Annotated in this window: 20 protein-coding genes, 1 other RNA gene and 1 pseudogene; 18 read left to right on the top strand and 4 right to left on the bottom strand. The window is 33.8% G+C overall.

All coding sequences use genetic code 11. The features are described from left to right. Nucleotides 1-7: 7 nt before the first annotated feature. The 3 genes from MN187_RS08285 to MN187_RS08275 all read left to right on the top strand — a co-directional run bounded on the left by MN187_RS08285 (nucleotide 8) and on the right by MN187_RS08275 (nucleotide 1,626). Nucleotides 8-229, top strand: a complete 222-nt coding sequence (locus MN187_RS08285; RefSeq protein WP_117973355.1) for a DUF2829 domain-containing protein — start codon at nucleotides 8-10, stop codon at nucleotides 227-229. After that, on the top strand, nucleotides 229-978 hold the full coding sequence (locus tag MN187_RS08280; RefSeq protein ID WP_117973354.1) for a 3-oxoacyl-ACP reductase: 750 nt from the start codon (nucleotides 229-231) through the stop codon (nucleotides 976-978). The genes MN187_RS08285 and MN187_RS08280 overlap by 1 nt, the downstream gene beginning before the upstream one ends. Before the next feature lie 135 nt (nucleotides 979-1,113). Continuing rightward, nucleotides 1,114-1,626 carry a QueT transporter family protein gene (locus MN187_RS08275; protein ID WP_242093802.1) on the top strand — a complete coding sequence of 171 codons (513 nt, stop codon included), beginning with the start codon at nucleotides 1,114-1,116 and terminating at the stop codon, nucleotides 1,624-1,626. 45 nt (nucleotides 1,627-1,671) lie between these two features. Here MN187_RS08275 and MN187_RS08270 read toward each other — a convergent pair whose 3' ends face one another. Then, complete coding sequence (locus MN187_RS08270; protein WP_117973352.1) at nucleotides 1,672-3,486, bottom strand: M3 family oligoendopeptidase; 1,815 nt, start codon at nucleotides 3,484-3,486, stop codon at nucleotides 1,672-1,674. A 96-nt stretch (nucleotides 3,487-3,582) separates the two neighbouring features. Here MN187_RS08270 and MN187_RS08265 point away from each other — a divergent pair, with 96 nt between their 5' ends. The 11 genes and pseudogenes from MN187_RS08265 to MN187_RS08215 all read left to right on the top strand — a co-directional run bounded on the left by MN187_RS08265 (nucleotide 3,583) and on the right by MN187_RS08215 (nucleotide 11,023). Beyond that, nucleotides 3,583-4,086, top strand: a complete 504-nt coding sequence (locus MN187_RS08265) for a VanZ family protein (RefSeq protein ID WP_117973351.1) — start codon at nucleotides 3,583-3,585, stop codon at nucleotides 4,084-4,086. 78 nt (nucleotides 4,087-4,164) lie between these two features. Further along, nucleotides 4,165-4,887 (top strand): YebC/PmpR family DNA-binding transcriptional regulator, encoded by a 723-nt coding sequence (locus tag MN187_RS08260; RefSeq protein WP_117973350.1) that lies wholly within the window; start codon nucleotides 4,165-4,167, stop codon nucleotides 4,885-4,887. Nucleotides 4,888-4,994: 107 nt separating this feature from the next. Next, nucleotides 4,995-5,945 (top strand): competence type IV pilus ATPase ComGA, encoded by a 951-nt coding sequence (gene comGA, locus MN187_RS08255; protein WP_242093800.1) that lies wholly within the window; start codon nucleotides 4,995-4,997, stop codon nucleotides 5,943-5,945. Next, complete coding sequence (comGB, locus tag MN187_RS08250) at nucleotides 5,866-6,948, top strand: competence type IV pilus assembly protein ComGB (RefSeq protein WP_158559446.1); 1,083 nt, start codon at nucleotides 5,866-5,868, stop codon at nucleotides 6,946-6,948. The genes comGA and comGB overlap by 80 nt, the downstream gene beginning before the upstream one ends. A gap of 50 nt (nucleotides 6,949-6,998) precedes the next feature. Next, complete coding sequence (comGC, locus tag MN187_RS08245; protein ID WP_117973437.1) at nucleotides 6,999-7,244, top strand: competence type IV pilus major pilin ComGC; 246 nt, start codon at nucleotides 6,999-7,001, stop codon at nucleotides 7,242-7,244. After that, nucleotides 7,237-7,680, top strand: coding sequence for a type II secretion system protein (locus MN187_RS08240; RefSeq protein WP_117973347.1), 444 nt, complete (start codon nucleotides 7,237-7,239; stop codon nucleotides 7,678-7,680). The genes comGC and MN187_RS08240 overlap by 8 nt, the downstream gene beginning before the upstream one ends. Beyond that, a complete protein-coding gene (locus MN187_RS08235) occupies nucleotides 7,664-7,972 on the top strand; it encodes a hypothetical protein (protein WP_242093797.1) in 309 nt (102 codons plus the stop codon). The genes MN187_RS08240 and MN187_RS08235 overlap by 17 nt, the downstream gene beginning before the upstream one ends. 8 nt (nucleotides 7,973-7,980) lie before the next feature. Then, a pseudogene (locus tag MN187_RS08230) lies at nucleotides 7,981-8,379 on the top strand (competence type IV pilus minor pilin ComGF); the annotation flags it as partial. Continuing rightward, nucleotides 8,357-8,686, top strand: coding sequence for a hypothetical protein (locus tag MN187_RS08225; protein ID WP_117973344.1), 330 nt, complete (start codon nucleotides 8,357-8,359; stop codon nucleotides 8,684-8,686). The pseudogene MN187_RS08230 and the gene MN187_RS08225, both read left to right, overlap by 23 nt. Before the next feature lie 124 nt (nucleotides 8,687-8,810). Then, on the top strand, nucleotides 8,811-9,824 hold the full coding sequence (locus MN187_RS08220) for a class I SAM-dependent methyltransferase (protein WP_370448238.1): 1,014 nt from the start codon (nucleotides 8,811-8,813) through the stop codon (nucleotides 9,822-9,824). 14 nt (nucleotides 9,825-9,838) lie between these two features. Next, entirely contained in the window at nucleotides 9,839-11,023 is a 1,185-nt protein-coding gene (locus MN187_RS08215) for an acetate/propionate family kinase (RefSeq protein ID WP_117973343.1), read from the top strand. Nucleotides 11,024-11,086: 63 nt separating this feature from the next. Here the strand turns inward: MN187_RS08215 and MN187_RS08210 are convergent, their stop codons facing one another. The 3 genes from MN187_RS08210 to MN187_RS08200 all read right to left on the bottom strand — a co-directional run bounded on the left by MN187_RS08210 (nucleotide 11,087) and on the right by MN187_RS08200 (nucleotide 13,376). Further along, nucleotides 11,087-11,548 (bottom strand): universal stress protein, encoded by a 462-nt coding sequence (locus MN187_RS08210; protein WP_117973342.1) that lies wholly within the window; start codon nucleotides 11,546-11,548, stop codon nucleotides 11,087-11,089. A gap of 318 nt (nucleotides 11,549-11,866) precedes the next feature. Further along, nucleotides 11,867-12,056: non-coding RNA, 6S RNA (ssrS, locus tag MN187_RS08205), on the bottom strand. A gap of 39 nt (nucleotides 12,057-12,095) precedes the next feature. Next, nucleotides 12,096-13,376, bottom strand: a complete 1,281-nt coding sequence (locus MN187_RS08200) for a replication-associated recombination protein A (RefSeq protein ID WP_117973340.1) — start codon at nucleotides 13,374-13,376, stop codon at nucleotides 12,096-12,098. A gap of 112 nt (nucleotides 13,377-13,488) precedes the next feature. Between MN187_RS08200 and MN187_RS08195 the strand changes: the two genes are divergently transcribed. From MN187_RS08195 to MN187_RS08180, 4 genes are all read left to right on the top strand, one after another. Next, nucleotides 13,489-13,962: a DUF3013 family protein gene (locus MN187_RS08195; protein ID WP_117973339.1), complete on the top strand. Its 474-nt coding sequence runs from the start codon at nucleotides 13,489-13,491 to the stop codon at nucleotides 13,960-13,962. 15 nt (nucleotides 13,963-13,977) lie between these two features. Continuing rightward, nucleotides 13,978-14,925: a 50S ribosomal protein L11 methyltransferase gene (prmA, locus tag MN187_RS08190; RefSeq protein ID WP_117973338.1), complete on the top strand. Its 948-nt coding sequence runs from the start codon at nucleotides 13,978-13,980 to the stop codon at nucleotides 14,923-14,925. A gap of 2 nt (nucleotides 14,926-14,927) precedes the next feature. Further along, nucleotides 14,928-15,683 (top strand): 16S rRNA (uracil(1498)-N(3))-methyltransferase, encoded by a 756-nt coding sequence (locus MN187_RS08185; protein ID WP_117973337.1) that lies wholly within the window; start codon nucleotides 14,928-14,930, stop codon nucleotides 15,681-15,683. Between the two features lie 118 nt (nucleotides 15,684-15,801). Beyond that, on the top strand, nucleotides 15,802-18,018 hold the full coding sequence (locus MN187_RS08180) for a RelA/SpoT family protein (RefSeq protein ID WP_241699475.1): 2,217 nt from the start codon (nucleotides 15,802-15,804) through the stop codon (nucleotides 18,016-18,018). Nucleotides 18,019-18,025 lie beyond the last annotated feature (7 nt).

Below are 18,025 nucleotides of genomic sequence, written 5' to 3'. Positions count from 1 at the left end.
GAACAACATGACATTTGAAAAAATACTACCAGAATTAAAAACAGGAAAAAAAGTGATTAGAAAAGGTTGGGGCGGTTTTGAGTTATATGTCACACTTGTGTCAGGAAAAACATATGATGACTGTCCCGTGACTGATTATTTTTTAATTAAAACAAGTGATGAAGGTTTTTCAAGTTTTGCGCCAACTGTGTGCGATATCTTAGCAGATGATTGGGAGATAGTAGATTAATGAATTCTATTAATTATACAGAGTTTAAAGGAAAAGTAGTCTTTGTCACAGGAGTGGCATCTGGTATAGGTAAAGAACAAGCTCGTTTATTTTTAGAACAAGGAGCATATGTGTTTGGCTTTGATAAAGAAGAAATAGAAAAACAATACTCAAAATATTTTACTTTTTTTAAAGGTGATGTCACTAAAAAAGATGATTTGGAGCAAGCAGTTAGTGAGTGCCTAGCCAAGTATCCCAAAATAGATATATTATTAAATACTGCTGGTAAATTGGATGAGTTTAAGCCATTGAATGAAACATCTGAGGAACTATGGGATAATATTTATGAAACGAACGTGAAAAGTTATTTTCGACTGACTAAATTAATATTACCAATGATGTTAGAACAACAAGGTGGTACGATTATCAATATGGCGTCTATCGCTGGGTTAATTGGTGGTGGTGGTGGAGTTAGTTACACCATGTCAAAACATGCTATCGTTGGATTTACAAAACAATTGGCTTTAGATTATGCTGAACAAGGGATTCATGTGGTTGGGGTTGCACCAGGAGCAATCAAAACGCCAATGAATGCAGCTGATTTTTCAGGGGATGGACACATGGCTAAATGGGTAGCAGATGAAACACCTTGTAAACGGTGGGCATCTCCTGAAGAAGTGGCTCAGTTAACCCTTTTTTTAGCAAGTCAAGCATCATCTTATATACAAGGAAGTATAGTTCCAATTGATGGTGGATGGATGACACAATAGGATTGTTTTTTTGTAGAAAAAGTGTATCCTATTAATTAGCGGGTTTTCGCACTACAACACTTCGTTGGGAAATATTTCTCACATCCTTTGGTTGTAGTTATTAGCAAGGTAATTCCTTGTAAAGGAGAAATGTAAATGGAAAATAAAAAAGAACAATCTGCTGTGGCGTCTTGGACAACACAAGATACAGCAAAAATGGCCATTGTGGCAGGATTGTATGTTGTAGTGACGTTAGTGTTATCGGTCATTAGTTTTGGTGCGATCCAGTTAAGATTATCTGAAATGTTTAATTATTTGTCACTTTATAACAAACGCTATATAGTTGCTGTGACATTAGGTGTGGCGATAGCCAATGCTTTTTCACCATTAGGAATTATTGATGTATTGGTTGGAAGTATTAGTACGTTTCTAGTATTGGTCATCAATTATGTCATCACGAAACGTATCAACAATATGAAAATAAAAATGGTTATAACAGCTATGACGTTTGCGATATCTATGTTTACTGTTGCAGGACAACTCACAATATTATATAATTTACCATTTTTCTATAACTGGCTGATTATTGGCTTAGGAGAACTATTTTCCATGATAGTTAGTGGGGTTATGATATACTGGATGAGTAAAAAAATTGATTTTACTAAATAAACAAACCTCTATGATTGATATTGCTCAATCATAGAGGTTTTTAATTTATTTAACGTAGTCTTCGGTTAATTCTAAGAAAGTATTAACGTCTTGAATCATCATATCAATTCCAGCTTGCCAGAATTCACTTGATGTTAAGTCAACATCTAAATGTTTTTTAGCTAATTCTTCAGTTGTCATTGACGCTGTATCACGTAATAAAGCGATATAGTCATCTTCAAATGATGTTCCTTGTTTTTGAGCGAAGGCATAAATACCTAAGCTGAACAGGTACCCAAATGTGTACGGGAAGTTGTAGAATGGCACATCATCAATGTAGAAGTGCAGTTTACTTGCCCAGAAATGTGGATGATAAGAATTCAATGAATCACAGTAGCTTTCTTTTTGAGCAGCGACCATTAAATCAGTGATTTCTGTATCTGTTAAGACTTTTTCTTTTCGTTCAGTATAGAAATTATTTTCAAAAATGAAACGCGCGTGAATGTTCATAAACATCGCTGTGGCATTTTGCATTTTAATATCAAGTAAATTGATTTTTTCTTCAGCTGATTTAGCTTGTTTCAGCGTTGCGTCAGCGACAATCAGTTCGGCAAATGTACTAGCTGTTTCGGCTACGTTCATGGCGTAATCTTGACTAACGGATGGTAAATCCCACATCACGTGTGAATGGAAAGCATGTCCTAATTCATGAGCTAATGTAGAGACTTCGTTGATTGATTCACCGTATGTCATGAAGATACGAGATTCTTCATTTTCTGGTAATCCAGTGCAATAACCACCTGGACGTTTACCTGGTCTATCTTCTGCTTCAATCCAACTTTTTTCAAAGGCCATTTTAGCAAAGTCAGCCATTTTAGGACTAAATTTATTGAAATTTTCAATAATAAAATCAGCTGCTTCATTGAATGTGTAACGTTTTTCTTCAAACTCACCTAAAATAACAGGTGCATCTTGATCTTGCCAATCCATTTTTTCTTTACCAAATAATTGTGCTTTACGAGTTAAGAAATCAACGAATGGTTGTTTGTTTGCAGCGATTGTTCCCCACATAGCATCCAATGTTTCTTTTTTCATACGGTTATACTCTAATGGAATTTGCAAATGATCAGTGATACCATGTAGTTTGTTATTTGTTAATCGGAATCCGTCTAAATGATTTAAGGTATCTGCAAAAAGTGGTGCATAATTTGCCCAAGTTGTTTCCCATGTATCAAACAAACGTTGTCTAACATCTTTATCAGCGTCCCCCATCATGCGGTTAAAAGCTTGACCTGCTGAAAGATACGTTGTTTTACCATCTTCTTCAAATGGAAATTGGATGTTTGCTACAATTGTGTCGTAGTGAGAGCTCCAAGCATTGAATCCATCTGTTGATAATTGGTTAATAACTGACTCTTCATTTTCACTTAATAAGCGTTTGCTTTGTTCACGAGCTTCTGTTAAATTAAAAGCCACGCCTTGTTTTTTTGCAAAGTCAGAATGAAGAAGTGTGTTCCAAGTATCAGTTGAAAGGTTAGTTAGTTTCTTATTAAATAAGACATTAGCGTTTTTAAAACCAGTCAATTTAGTCAATAAACCAGCTAATACACTACCAGCTTTTTTATTGTTTACATCTGCAGATTGAATGGCATTGACAAAACTAATTGTTTGCCCAAATCCTTTAGATAGTTTTTCTTGAACAGTCATGATTGCCTCAAATGTTTGAAAATCAGGCGCATCTGTTTCTGGATTCCAGTCTGTGACAAGTGATTGGTATTCTGTAATCTCGTCATCTAGTAATAATAGGCGTTGTTCTAATTCTTTTGAGTCAATACCTCCGTTAAAAATTGAATCTAAATCCCATGTTATTGAATATGTCATTTTATCTGACTCCTTTCATTATGGTTATATTATACCCTATACTATTAAAAAACAATGATAAAAAAGCAAAAAAATCTAAGATTGGAGAAGTTCATTATGAAAAGTAAATTAAGTCAACCTAAAGTGTATACTGCAATCGCGATTGTGATTATGATTATTTTATTTTATAGTTCATCAAAAACCTATACAGAGCAAAGTTCTGTTCCGCTACTTCAAAAGTGGTTGCAAAGTGAGCCATTTGCATCAAAACTTCAAGGAATAATGTTTAATTATGGTGACAGTGAAGTCAGTATTCGAGCAATGGGTTATTTTAAATTTGTTGAATTTTTTATCCGAAAAGCCGCTCATTTTTTTACATTTTTTATTCTAGGGGGAAGTTTGTTTTTAGTGTTACATTCTAAATTAAAGCAATCAATTTGGAGTTTGTTTTTTGCGTGGTTTAGTGCGACAGGTTATGCAGCAATGGATGAGTTTCATCAAATGTTAACAGGTGATAGAACGCCGTTGTTTCAAGATGTGATGCTTGATAGCATGGGAGCATTAACAGCTTGTGTGATGTTAGTAATTTATTTTGAATTTGGTCGCAAACAGTCAAAATAGGTGAGGTCTCTTTTTTAATCAACTTATGATAAAATGGTATTATATGTTTAATATTATGCTAGAAAGCGGGGAATTGAAATGGCAGGACATTCAAAATGGAATAACATTAAGAATAGAAAAGGAGCACAGGATGCTAAACGGGGTAAAGTGTTTCAAAAATTATCACGTGAAATCTATATGGCAGCAAAAAGTGGTGGTCCAGATCCGTCTTCTAACCCTTCGCTGAGATTAGTGTTAGATAAAGCAAGAACTGCGAATATGCCAAATGATAATATTCAACGTGCAATCAAAAAGGCAACAAGTGCTGGTGAAGGTGAAAATTATGATGAAGTAGTTTATGAAGGTTATGGCCCAGCAGGTGTGGCCATTTTAGTTCATGCTTTAACAGATAATCGTAACCGAACGTCAACTAACGTACGTGTTGCATTTAATAAAAATGGTGGTTCTCTAGGGGAATCTGGTTCTGTCTCTTATATGTTTGATCGAAAAGGCTACATTGTGATTGAAAGAGAAGGACTAGATGTAGATGAAGACACTATGATGCTAAGTGTGCTAGAAGCTGGTGGTGATGATATAGAAGTATCAGAGGAAGTATTTGAAATTTATACTGATCCAAGTGCATTCACAGCAGTACGAGATGAATTAGAAAAAGAGTATACGTTAGCACAAGCAGAATTAACTATGGTGCCACAAACACTTGTTGCATTGAGTGAATCAGATAAAGAAACATTAGAGAAGATTGTTGATATTTTAGAAGATGATGATGATGTTTCAGAGGTATTCACATCTGCAGACATGTAGCAATAAAGCAAAAAACAACTAGAAAAAATTCTGGTTGTTTTTTTTTTTGGTTTTTTCAGAGTATTTTTTTAAAAAAGCAAATATTAAAGATGAGAAAGGAAAAAAATATGAAAAAACTAGCTAAAAAATTATTGGAAGTTGGTTATAAAAACCAAGTGAGTGATTTGTATATTCTCCCTAAAACTTCATCAATGTATGACGTATCATTTCGGAAGCATCATGATATGACAAGTTATGATTTATTATCTTATAAAACAGCTGAACAATTAATTTTATATTTTAAATATCTTGCAGGAATGGATATTGCCGAAAAGCGTAAAGTTCAGATGGGTGGAACGACTATTAAAGTTAAAAAAGAAACCTTTCGGATTCGATTATCTGTTGTAGGTGATTTCTTGAATCGTGAAACACTTGTGATTCGTTTTTTATACCCGATGTCGAGTAAAAGTCTTCAGTTTGTTGATAATAATCAAATTGAAAAAATAAAAAAACAAATTACACGCAATGGCTTATTCTTATTTTCTGGTCCTACAGGTTCGGGAAAATCAACTACGATGCATTTATTGATGCAATACTTAATTCATCAGGAAAAAAAACATATTATCACGATAGAGGATCCAGTGGAAATAGAGGATACAGATTGTCTCCAATTTCAAGTCAATGAAAAAATCGGTTTAACGTATCAGGAGCTGATTAAGGTATGTTTACGACATCGACCAGATTGCTTGATGATAGGAGAAATAAGAGATACAGAAACAGCACAAATGGCTATGAGAGCAGCTTTAACGGGACATTTAGTCTTTTCAACTATACATGCTAAAAACAGGAAAGGAGTTGAGGAAAGATTAATCGAATTAGGGATTCCTAGAGAAGAAATGAATCAAAGTGTACAAGGAATTGTCTATCAAGAGATGTTACCGTTAACATCAGGAAAAAATTATGGAGTGTTATATGACATGTTTTATAAAGAAGGAGAAGATGAGTGGGAAAAAAGTTTACAAAAAGCCTATTATGAAAAGAAAATCACACAAAAAACTTATCAAATCTATAAAAATTAAACCGTATAATCATCAAGAAAAATATGAGTTTATCTATCTATTAGGTAATTTGTTAGAAAATGGGTTTAGTTTGGAACAAAGTATTCAATTCATGAAGACTATTTCTTTCAAACAAGGGAAACAATTGAATTATATTGAAAGAAAACTACTAAAAGGTGAGTCTTTAGCGAAGTGTTTACTGGGAGTAGGTTTTTCAAAAGAACAGTTAGCGCCAATTAAATTCTCAGAAGTTCATGGGGATTTAGTTGGAACATTAAAGAGAATGTCTTCACAAATGAAAGAACGACAAAAGCAGCGAAAAGAAATGATAAAAGTATTAAGCTATCCTATTTTGTTATTAATCTTTTTAATAGGGATAATTATTGGAATGAAGTGGGTGATATTGCCGCAGCTTTCAGAACTATCACAAGATCCTGCGACACCATCGATGTTTAGTTTGATTGATAAGGGATTGAAATATGGCCTATTTTTCATTAGTACTTTGATATTATCTGGGTATTTAGTAGTAAACCAGTTAAATCGATATTCGCAAATAAAGAAACTGATGCTTTATGCTCGATTACCTGTTATTGGAAAACTTTTAACCAGTTACTATACATCATTGTTTGCAACTGAATGGGGGAACTTATTATCACAAGGAATGGAATTTAAAGAGGTTGTATTGGTTATGCAACAAAAAGGGTATTCACAATTAATGCAAGAGATGTCAAAAGAAATAAAAATAAAATTGGAACAAGGTATTTTTATTGATGAACCGATTAGCCAATGGCGTTTTTTGAAACCAGAACTGACGTGGCTTATTAGACAAGGTGAAATTCATGGGAGACTTGGACAAGAATTAACCATTTTTGGCGAACGAGAGTGGGAGAATTTTATGACAGAATGTGAGAAAAAGATTCAATTGCTTCAACCAATAACTTTTTTAATCATTGCCATATTAATTGTGTCCGTTTATGGCTCATTATTATTGCCAATATATAATGGAATGGGGGATTTTTATTGAAACTATTACAGAAACTAAAAAAGAAGAATGATGGATTTACGTTACTGGAAATGTTGATCGTATTACTAGTTATTGCTGTATTAATTATTTTATTTGTACCAAATCTTTCTAAACAACAAGCTAGTATTAATAAACAAGGTGATGATGCTTTAAGTAAAGTCATTCAAACGCAAACAGAAATGTATTATTTAGATAATAATGAAAGACCAAAAGACTTAAATGAGTTAGTACAAGGTGGGTATATTTCAAAAGACCAAAAAGATAAGGCAGAAAAAATAGGCATTAAAGTTGAGTAATGATGGGTTTACTTTATGGGAATGCCTATGTGTGTTGCTTATTATCAGTATTTTTGGATTACTACCAATTATCAAAATAGAAAAGTGGAAAGAACAAAAGACGATTGCTTCACAATTAATAATGTTTGAAAGACTATATGAAAAAAGTCAGCATAGTGCAGTGATAGAAAAGGAAAGTAGTAAAATATTTGCAGATAAAGATTCACAGAGAATCATATTTAATTACACATTAAAAGGCCAAAAGAAGGAAGAGTTTCTTTACATAGAGAAACCATTACTCATTATGAGAGAAAGTTCTCTTGAGTTACAAGCTGGAACAGCAAGTCCTAGTAAATTGGAAACGTTCACTTTTTTTGATCAATCAACACAAACAAAGATTGACTATATTGTTCAATTAGGAAGTAGTAAGGTGTTTAAATATGTGGAAAGGCAATGATGGCTTTTTATTATTCGAGAGTTTGTTAGCTTTATTTATATTAACAGTTGGTATTTTGTTTATGATACAAATAATATTATTTGTAAGGCAACAAGAAAATCAAAATCAATTATATTTAGAGTTAGCGATTTTTGCTAAAGAATGGGAATATATAGAAACTAAAATTGATGAACAAGGATTACAAGAGAAAGCAGTTAGACAAAAGATTCAATTAATAGAAAGTAGTGAGGACTCTTTTATTATAGAAAAAGAAGGAACAATTTTAGAGATAATGATTTTAGATGCGAATTAAATGATGGCTTTACTTTGTTAGAGTGTTTAATAGCATTAAGTCTTCTGGTGGGTTTGTTATTGTTTTTAATGCCGTTTATTAAACAAATAAATCAATTATGGGCTTATCAAGAAAATGCTTCATATTTAGAAATACATATTGGTAAGAGACAGTTAGAGCATGAAATTGAGTCTTTAACGTTGTTAGAAGTAAAACCAACTGAATTAGTTTATAAAAAAGCAGTGGATGGAAAAGCAGATGAACGGATTATTTTTGATATGTATGAGGACAAGTTACGAAAAAAACCAGGATTTCAGCCTATTATAGTTGGTTTGAAATCAGCAACATTTGTCGAACTTGATTCTTTAATTGAGATGACACTGATTACATTACAGGGGGAGCGATATGTTTACTTTCTTAAAAAATAAAGAAGGAAGTATTGCTCTTCCTTTTTTAGCAGTCCTTTTATTATTTACAATAACGACATTATATTTTATCGATGATTATCAACATAAACAATTTGTTATAAAACAAGCAACAGATGCTTATTTAGCAGATATTCTAGAAGAAAAATATCGAAATTACGCTTTAGAAATGGAAGATAATACATCAAAAATAATTGAATATAATATTGGAACAGTGCAACTTGAAAAAAGTAAGTATGGTGCGTATGTTACTATTTTTATTGATTTAAATACAGGTTTTAAACGACAGGTTTTTGTAAAGATTAAGTAAAGGCTATCAAAACTTCCAAAAAACCCTATCATTTTCAGTTTTAATACCTTGAAATATCCAAGTGCTTTCGATAGAATAGGAAAGTAAGGGATTTGTGAATTAAGACAAGGAAGAGGTGACACAATTGTCTCAAACGAATGTGGAGATGGGCTTTAAAAATATGCATGAATCTGTGAAATTGCTTCAGCAAGAACTGGATACATCTTTTTTTGATGCTTATGTCGAAAACGGAGAGAATTTATTGGATGGTGGTAGCGTTCGTGTTATTGATAATGTTCCAAATCAAGTAGCAGTTAAACAGCTTGAAGCGTATTATCAAGAGTTATTAGGCATGACGTTGTCAACTGAAGAAAAGAGAAAAATCACTCAGTTAACATTACTTAGTGGATTAAAAGTGGAACCACTTCAAGCAAATCATCAACTAACACCAGATGGTATTGGCTTTTTATTTGTTTATATGATTGAACAATTGATGAAAGATAAGCAAGACGATATGGTTGTTGGGGACTTGTCTGTTGGTATGGGTAATCTACTTTATACAATTTTAAGCAATTTAAGCGTAGCCGGTTATACTAATATTAAAGGAATTGGTGTTGATATCGATGAGTTATTATTAGAAGTAGCTGCTGTGAATAAAAATTGGTTAGGATTAGAAGCAGAGTTATTTCATCAAGATTCTTTAGAGCCATTGCTTATGGAACCATTAGATGTAGCAGTTGCTGATTTACCGATTGGGTATTACCCAAAAGATGATGTAGCAAAAGACTTCATGACATCTTTTGCTACTGAACACAGTTATGCACATCATTTATTAATGGAACAGAGTATGAAGTATGTGAAAGAGGACGGCTTTGGCCTATTCTTAGTGCCAAATAATTTCCTAGAAACTGAACAAGCTGATTCTCTTAAAAAATGGTTAGTTGAAGAAGTTTATCTGCAAGGTATATTACAGTTACCAAAAACTCTTTTTAGTCAAAAAAGTTTAGGAAAATCGATTGTACTTGTCCAAAACAAAGGAAATAAAGCTAAGCAAGCCCAAGAGGTATTACTAGCAGAGTTACCATCTTTAAAGGAAAATAAAAGTGTATTAAACTTTGTCAATCAGTTTCGTCAATGGTGCGAATCGAATATAAAATAGAGGAGAAAATAAACATGTCAAAAACAATCGCAATTAATGCTGGAAGTTCAAGTTTAAAATGGCAATTATATACAATGCCGGAAGAAACAGTTATCGCTAAAGGAATTGTGGAAAGAATTGGATTAAATGATTCAATTTTTACGATTAAATATGGTGAAGATAAAAAATATGAAGTGATTAAAGATATTGAAGATCATGAAATTGCCATTAATATGTTATTAGAACAATTAACTGAATTAAATATTATTGACTCATTTGAAGAAATTACCGGTGCAGGACATCGTATTGTAGCAGGTGGAGAGCACTTTAAACAGTCAGCAATTATTGATGATGAAGCTCTTGCTTTAGTAGATGATTTAGCAGAGTTTGCTCCATTGCACAATCCAGCAGAAGCAAAGGTTATTCGTGTATTCCAAAAATTATTACCAAACACATTAAATGTTGGAGTATTCGATACATCATTCCATACAACAATGCCTAAAGTAAACTATTTATATAGCATTCCAACAGAATACTATGAAAAATATGGAGCTAGAAAATATGGTGCTCATGGAACTAGTCACCGTTATGTAGCAGAACGTGCGGCAGATATGTTAGGCAAACCAATTGAAGAAACAAAAATTATTACCTGTCATTTAGGCAACGGTGCATCTATTACAGCAGTTGATGGTGGTAAATCAATTGATACATCAATGGGATTCACTCCACTAGCTGGTGTAACAATGGGAACTCGTTCAGGTGATATTGATGCGTCTTTATTACAATATTTAATGGGTAAATTAAACATTACTGATATTAAAGAAATGGTTGAGATTTTAAACAAAAAATCTGGTTTATTAGGTTTATCAGGTATTTCAAGTGACATGCGTGACTTACAACAATCTGAAACAGAAGAAGCTAAAGTAGCGATTGAAATTTTTGAAGACCGTATCCGTAAATATATTGGTAGTTATGTTGCAACAATGAATGGTGTTGACGCTATTGTCTTCACAGCAGGTATTGGTGAAAATGCTATCGAAATTCGTAAAAATATTATTGACGGCTTAAGTGTTTTCGGCTGTGAAATCGATGCTGATAAAAATAATATTCGTGGGGAAGAACGTGTTATTTCGACAGATGATTCTAAAGTTAAAGTATTTTTAATTCCAACGGATGAAGAATTAATGATTGCTAGAGATGTTGAAGCGTTAAAAAAATAAATTAATTAAACAAAAAAGCTGGGATCCTAAAGTAGGTGATCCCAGCTTTTTTGTTTAATTAATTTATTTTATTGTTTTATTATCCATATCTGTACGAACAACTAAAACGTCACTTTTGGCATGTATAGAGACGTAACTTGATACAGAGCCAAGTAAAATTCTCTCCATAGCATTTAACCCAGTCGCTCCTAGCATAATTAAGTCGATTCCTAATTCTTTTGGTAAATCTTCTGATAGGACGATTTTGGGCACACCGATGCGAATCACTGTTTCCACTTTGTCAAAATTATGCTCATGAGCATACTCAATATATTGTTTTAAGGCTTCATCAGCCTCTTTTTTAGCATTTGTTGCAAGTGTCTCGTCATAAGATGAAACAGTCTCAAATGCGCGCATATCAACAATATGAGCGATATAAAGGGTGGCATCGTTTCGTTTGGCTACATGCACTGCTTTTTTTAGTGCACGTTCTGATTCTTTTGATCCATCCATTGCGACCAATATTTTTTTGTATTCTTTTTGCATGATAATCCATACTCCCCTTAGTGAATGTTTTGAGATAATATTACACTAAATACAGCCGATACGCAAAGTACAATAATGATGAAAACTAAGCTAGTTAACTTTGTTGCAAAAAATAATCCAATAATTATGCCAATAATTGCTAATAAAAGAAGTGATATTGAAAATTTTTTTAATATTGGTTGATTTTTTTCTGTAAAGACAACTAACAAAGCCTTTTGTTTTTTTGATAAAAAATAACTGATTATACATAAAATAAAAGCAAAAATTATAAGGATAAATTTATACAACGTATCACAACCTTTTCATTTTAAACGCAAAAAAATATCCGTCGATGCCGTTTTGTATCCCTGATGGTTGAACCCGCTAAAAAATGCAGGTGGGAATCGCTGTAAATATCTCAAACTACCAAATGAAAAGGCCTGTTTTTAATAAATACTCGTTGATTCCCAAAGTAAAACGATTTGTTCGGTCAACACTAATGGGGATACTGCGTACATCACAGATATTATAGTTATATAATATCACAGGAAATTAGATTCTTCAATTGTTAGGGCTGACGTTTCTTTTGTGAAGTTAGCCATTCCCATTGTTTTCCTAAAGCTATTTCGTATTTCCCTGTTTGAACAGGTTCGTAGTAAGTGGCATATTTTATTTTATCTGGTAAGTATTGTTGTTTAACCCAATGATTATCAAAACTGTGTGGGTATTTGTAATCAACACCTCGATTTAGTTTTTCAGCACCTTTGTAGTGTGAGTCTTTCAAATGATCAGGCACGTCTCCTGTATTTCCTTGTCTGATGTCACTTAATGCGTTATCAATGGCGACAATACTTGAATTTGATTTTGGTGATAAACACAAATCAATCACAGCATTAGCAAGTGGAATACGAGCTTCAGGAAACCCTAATTTTTCAGCTGCTTGAACAGCAGACACAGTCCTTGCACAAGCTCCTGGATTAGCTAGACCAATGTCTTCGTACGCAATCACCATAAGTCGTCTACAAATCGACATCATATCCCCAGCTTCGACTAGTCTTGCCATATAGTGTAAGGCAGCATCCACATCACTTCCACGAATACTTTTTTGAAAGGCGGAAATCACATTATAATGAGCATCTCCATCTTTATCATGCGTGAGAGATTTTCGTTGCACACATTCTTCTATCACTTCTAATGTAATAACTATTTTTCCTTTATCATTAGATTTAGTAGATTTTACAGCAAGTTCCAAACCGTTTAGCGCACTTCTTAAATCACCATTTGTTGCACGTGTTAAATGTGTCATGGCTTCATCAGTCACTGTCACATCCAAATCACCTAAACCATTTTGACTGTCTGTTAAGGCTCGTTCAATCGCTTGTTTGATATCCTCTTCATTGAGAGGTTTGACTTCAAAAATTTGTGTTCGACTTCGAATAGCTGGATTAATTGAAATATAGGGATTTTCAGTTGTCGCACCAATTAAAATAACCCGACCATTTTCTAGATGAGGCAATAAAAAATCTTGTTTTGGTTTATCAAGTCGATGAACTTCATCTAGTAACAAGATAAGTGTTCCACTCATTTTGGCTTCTTCTACAACAATTTGTAAATCCTTTTTACTATCGGTTGCAGCATTTAGCATACGAAAAGCATAGTGAGTTGAGCCTGCAATCGCACTAGCAATACTTGTTTTTCCAGTTCCAGGTGGGCCATATAAAATCATAGAAGATAATTGTTTAGCATCAACCATGCGGCGAATGATTTTTCCTTCACCAACTAAATGGGTTTGGCCAACAACTTCATCAATTGTTTTTGGTCTCATACGATAAGCGAGAGGTTTATTCATCTGTCTTCCCCCTTTAATAAACTCATTATAACATAGGTTTAGTATTGGCAAATGCTACCAACTTTTGTATGATAGGAGAGACAATACAAAGAAAGTGTAAGTGTGTGAAAAAATGAAAGACAATATGTTAACAGAATTAGAAAAACAACTTGAAAAAGTCTTAGAAGAATTTGACTTTGCTATTGATTGGGATGTCAGACAACACCGAATTGAAGTATCTATCGTATTATTTGCTGAAAACAAATTAAATGATGTCATTGAAGATGAAGAAGGAACACAATCTGAAGAAGAAGTGATTGAATTTGAAGACAGCTTAGTATTATATGCTGATGATAAAGAAGTACCTGATGAGTTAGAGTATTTAGCTATGATTCCATTTAATCGTAAAAAAGGGATGACAAAAGGAGATATCACAGCGTTAGCAAACTATTTGGCAGAAGTGTTAGTGAATGGACAAGATGATTTACTAGACTTTTTAAATGATGAAACCATTGAAACATTTGAATTAGTGTGGAATGATGAGGCATTTGAAGAGATGAAAAAAAATAATGACGAGACAGCTATGGTAGCTTATCCAAAGTATTAAAAGGGAGATTAGACAATGAAGTGGAATCAATTATCTGTTATTACTTCCAGTGAGGCAGTAGAAGCAGTATCAAGTATTTTAATGGAAGCAGGAGCTAATGGTGTTGCGATAGAAGACGCGATGGACTTAGTAAATTTTGAGAGTGACCCTTTTGGTGAGATTCTAGATAAGGAGACATTTTCTCATCGAAAAGAAGGGGCAGAAGTGATTGCTTATTTCCCAGAAACGTTATTTTTACCAGAAATTATTCCTAGTATTCAACCAAAAGTAGAAGAACTAGCTTCTTTTGGGTTAGATATTGGTGAATATAGCATCACAGCTTCTGAAGTAGAAGAAAGTGATTGGGCGACTGCTTGGAAAAAATATTATCATCCAGTAAATATTAGTCGTTATTTAACGATCGTCCCTGAGTGGCAAGAGTATACACCAAACAATCCTGATGAACATATCATTTATCTTGATCCAGGGATGGCATTTGGAACAGGAACACACCCAACCACACGTTTGACGTTACAAGCGCTTGAAGTGACTCTTCGGGGGGGAGAAATGGTATTAGATGTGGGGACAGGATCTGGCGTATTAAGTATTGCGAGTAAGTTTTTAGGAGCAGAAGATGTGTTTGCTTATGATTTAGACGAGGTTGCGGTTAATTCCGCAAAAGAAAACATGGCATTAAATCCTATTGCAAAAGACGTACATGTTTCGGCTAATGACTTATTAAATGGTGTTGATAAAAAAGCGGATGTCATTGTGGCAAATATTTTGGCTGACATTATTGTGCTGATGTTAAAAGATGCGCATCGTTGCCTGAAAGATGACGGAACACTGATTATTTCAGGAATTATTGAAGACAAGGTACCAATGATTTTAGAAGAATTAGAAAAAGAAAAGTTTATTGTGGATCAATTATTTAAACAAAAAGATTGGTATGCCATCATTGTTAAAAAACAATTGGAGGATTAAACATGCAACGTTATTTTTTGCCATATGATTATGAGGGACAAGAAACGTTTGAATTAGTTGGAGATGATTTTCATCATGCGAAACATGTGATGCGTATGACAGTAGATGATGAATGCTTTTTAGTCTTTCAAAACCAAGTGGCCATCAAAGCAATCATTGTGTCTATAGAAGAGTCTACGATTATATTTAGTGAAGTCTCAAAAGAAGAGATGAAAAAAGAGATGCCAGTCAATGTGACAATCGCTTGTGGGTATACTAAAGGCGATAAACTAGAATTAGTCGCACAAAAAGGTACGGAGCTTGGCATGAATGAATTAATCGGTTTTCCTTCAAAAACGTCTGTCGTCAAATGGGATGAGAAAAAACGAATTAAGAAAACGCAACGATTGGAAAAAATCGTAAAAGAAGCGTCTGAACAATCCCATAGACAAGTTGTGCCTGATATCCAACTATATCGTTCTTTTAAAGAGTTATTGGAAAAATCAAAGGGCTTCACTCATTGTTTAGTGGCTTATGAAGAGTCTAGTAAGCAAGGTGAGAAAAGCCAGTTTACTACCACATTATCGGCTTGTAACCTTGGTGAGTCTTTACTGATTATTTTTGGTCCAGAAGGTGGTTTAACACCAGAAGAGATTAAGATATTAGAAGAGTATGACGTTAAAAGTTGTGCGTTAGGGCCACGTATTTTACGAGCTGAAACAGCACCACTTTACGCGTTATCAGCTATGAGTTATCAATGGGAACTATGTGAAGAATAAACAAATAAAAAAATTACGATAAATTGAAAATAGTGAATTAAGTGCGTTATAATAAGAGTAATAGAATTAAGTTAAAAAGTACTATTGTGGTACTTTTTTTTCATAAGGAGGGGAAAATATGCCAAAAGAAAAAGATTTGACCGCTGAAGAAGTAATAAAAATGGTATCGACTTATATGAACCCTCAGCATGTTGCATTTGTTGAGAAAGCAAGTGATTACGCAAGAGAAGCACATAAAGAACAATTTAGAAAATCAGGGGAGCCATATATTATTCATCCCATCCAAGTAGCAGGGATTTTGGCTGAATTAAACATGGATCCTCATACTGTTGCCACAGGGTTTCTACATGATGTGGTGGAAGACACAGATGTTACGTTAGAAGACTTGGAAAAAGAATTTGGTCCAGACGTTGCCATGCTAGTAGATGGTGTGACAAAACTTGGGAAAATTAAATACAAATCACATGAAGAACAACTCGCTGAAAATCATCGTAAAATGTTATTAGCCATGTCACAAGACTTGCGTGTGATTATGGTGAAACTAGCAGATAGAGTTCATAATATGCGAACACTGAATCATTTAAGAGAAGACAAACAACGACGTATTGCAAAGGAAACCTTGGAAATCTATGCTCCCTTAGCTCATCGATTGGGGATTAGTTTGATTAAGTGGGAGCTTGAAGATCGCTCTCTTCATTATTTGAATCCTCGTCAATATTATCGCATTGTTCACTTGATGAAATCAAAACGTGGTGAACGAGAACAATATGTCGCTCAAGCAGTAGAAGAGATTAGAGAAGCGACAGAAGAGTTGGGAATTTACGGTGAAATTTATGGTCGTCCAAAACATATCTATTCAATTTATTGTAAAATGCATGATAAGAAAAAAGAATTCTCTGAAATTTATGATTTATTAGCTATTCGTGTGATTGTTGATTCAATTAAAGATTGTTATGCTGTTTTAGGCGCAATTCATACAAAGTGGAAACCACTTCCTGGACGATTTAAAGATTATATTGCAGTACCTAAGACAAATATGTACCAATCACTCCATACCACAATTATTGGACCTAATGGTAGTCCAATTGAAATTCAAATTAGAACGCATGAGATGCATCAAATTGCCGAGTTTGGGGTAGCAGCTCATTGGGCGTATAAAGAAGGAAAAACAGAGCAACAAACGGATAATAATGCTAACCAAATTAGTCTACTTCGTGAAATCATTGAGTTACAAGATGAAAATTATGATGCCTCTGAGTTTATGGCTAATGTTAAAGGTGAAATCTTTAGTGATAAAGTATACGTGTTCACACCAAAAGGAGACGTAACGGAATTACCGAAAGGCTCAGGCCCCCTTGATTTTGCTTATAATATCCATACTGAAGTCGGAAATAAGACTACAGGTGCAAAAGTTAATGGTAAGATGGTTCCACTTGATTATAAGCTAAAAAACGGGGACATCATTGAGGTCTTAACTTCTCAAAATTCATTTGGACCTAGTCAAGATTGGGTTAATATGGTGGTGACAAGTAAAGCCAGAAATAAAATCAAACGATTCTTCAAAATTCGTGATAGAGAAGAAAACATTGATAAAGGAAAACATCAACTTGAAAAAATGTTTGAAGACAATGATTTTGTCGCCAAAGATTTTTTAACAAAAGAAAAAGTTGATGATGCATTAGAAAAATTTGCATTCCAGCAATTAGATGATTTGTATGCGGCTGTTGGTTTTGGTGAAATCACCGCACAAGTTGTGTTTAATCGTCTAACAGAAAAAGAACGTAAAGAACGAGGCATTAAAAAGCAACAAGAAGAAAACGAAGAATTAATGAAACAATCTGCACAGAAAAAAGAAGCTAATCGAATGAAAATTCGCCATGAAGGTGGCGTCGTTATTCAGGGTGCGGATAATTTATTAGTCCGAATTAGTCGTTGTTGTAATCCTGTACCAGGTGATGAAATTGTTGGTTACATTACAAAAGGTCGGGGTGTGTCTATTCACCGTAAGGATTGCCCAAATATGAATAGTTCTCCTGAAGTAAAAGAGCGTCAAATTGAAGTTGAGTGGGAAGATACAGCAGCCAATAGTGAAACGGAGTACAATGCTGATTTAGAAATTTACGGCTACAATCGCTCAGGATTATTAAATGATGTGCTACTCGTTGTGAATGCTAATACTAAAAAACTGATGAGTGTAGAAGCAAAGACAGCTAAGAATAAAATGGGTGTCATCCATTTAACAATAAGTATTCGTAATTTGGCTCATCTAGAACAAATTGTTGATAAGATAAAAAATATACCAGACGTTCATAGCGTGAAGCGAACAAAAGGGTAGGTGAGAA

The organism is Vagococcus sp. CY52-2 (assembly GCF_022655055.1).
Classification (GTDB): Bacteria; Bacillota; Bacilli; order Lactobacillales; family Vagococcaceae; genus Vagococcus.
Note: the sequence above shows the minus strand (reverse complement) of the source record. Positions and strands in the feature narration are given on the sequence as shown.

Bases quoted from the DNA above. Each gene is read 5' to 3' on its own strand.
- MN187_RS08285 (WP_117973355.1), top strand. From the start codon at position 8: ATGACATTTGAAAAAATACTACCAGAATTAAAAACAGGAAAAAAAGTG.
- MN187_RS08280 (WP_117973354.1), top strand. From the start codon at position 229: ATGAATTCTATTAATTATACAGAGTTTAAAGGAAAAGTAGTCTTTGTC.
- MN187_RS08275 (WP_242093802.1), top strand. From the start codon at position 1,114: ATGGAAAATAAAAAAGAACAATCTGCTGTGGCGTCTTGGACAACACAA.
- MN187_RS08270 (WP_117973352.1), bottom strand. From the start codon at position 3,486: ATGACATATTCAATAACATGGGATTTAGATTCAATTTTTAACGGAGGT.
- MN187_RS08265 (WP_117973351.1), top strand. From the start codon at position 3,583: ATGAAAAGTAAATTAAGTCAACCTAAAGTGTATACTGCAATCGCGATT.
- MN187_RS08260 (WP_117973350.1), top strand. From the start codon at position 4,165: ATGGCAGGACATTCAAAATGGAATAACATTAAGAATAGAAAAGGAGCA.
- comGA (WP_242093800.1), top strand. From the start codon at position 4,995: ATGAAAAAACTAGCTAAAAAATTATTGGAAGTTGGTTATAAAAACCAA.
- comGB (WP_158559446.1), top strand. From the start codon at position 5,866: ATGAGTGGGAAAAAAGTTTACAAAAAGCCTATTATGAAAAGAAAATCA.
- comGC (WP_117973437.1), top strand. From the start codon at position 6,999: ATGTTGATCGTATTACTAGTTATTGCTGTATTAATTATTTTATTTGTA.
- MN187_RS08235 (WP_242093797.1), top strand. From the start codon at position 7,664: ATGTGGAAAGGCAATGATGGCTTTTTATTATTCGAGAGTTTGTTAGCT.
- MN187_RS08225 (WP_117973344.1), top strand. From the start codon at position 8,357: ATGTTTACTTTCTTAAAAAATAAAGAAGGAAGTATTGCTCTTCCTTTT.
- MN187_RS08215 (WP_117973343.1), top strand. From the start codon at position 9,839: ATGTCAAAAACAATCGCAATTAATGCTGGAAGTTCAAGTTTAAAATGG.
- MN187_RS08210 (WP_117973342.1), bottom strand. From the start codon at position 11,548: ATGCAAAAAGAATACAAAAAAATATTGGTCGCAATGGATGGATCAAAA.
- MN187_RS08200 (WP_117973340.1), bottom strand. From the start codon at position 13,376: ATGAATAAACCTCTCGCTTATCGTATGAGACCAAAAACAATTGATGAA.
- MN187_RS08195 (WP_117973339.1), top strand. From the start codon at position 13,489: ATGAAAGACAATATGTTAACAGAATTAGAAAAACAACTTGAAAAAGTC.
- prmA (WP_117973338.1), top strand. From the start codon at position 13,978: ATGAAGTGGAATCAATTATCTGTTATTACTTCCAGTGAGGCAGTAGAA.
- MN187_RS08185 (WP_117973337.1), top strand. From the start codon at position 14,928: ATGCAACGTTATTTTTTGCCATATGATTATGAGGGACAAGAAACGTTT.
- MN187_RS08180 (WP_241699475.1), top strand. From the start codon at position 15,802: ATGCCAAAAGAAAAAGATTTGACCGCTGAAGAAGTAATAAAAATGGTA.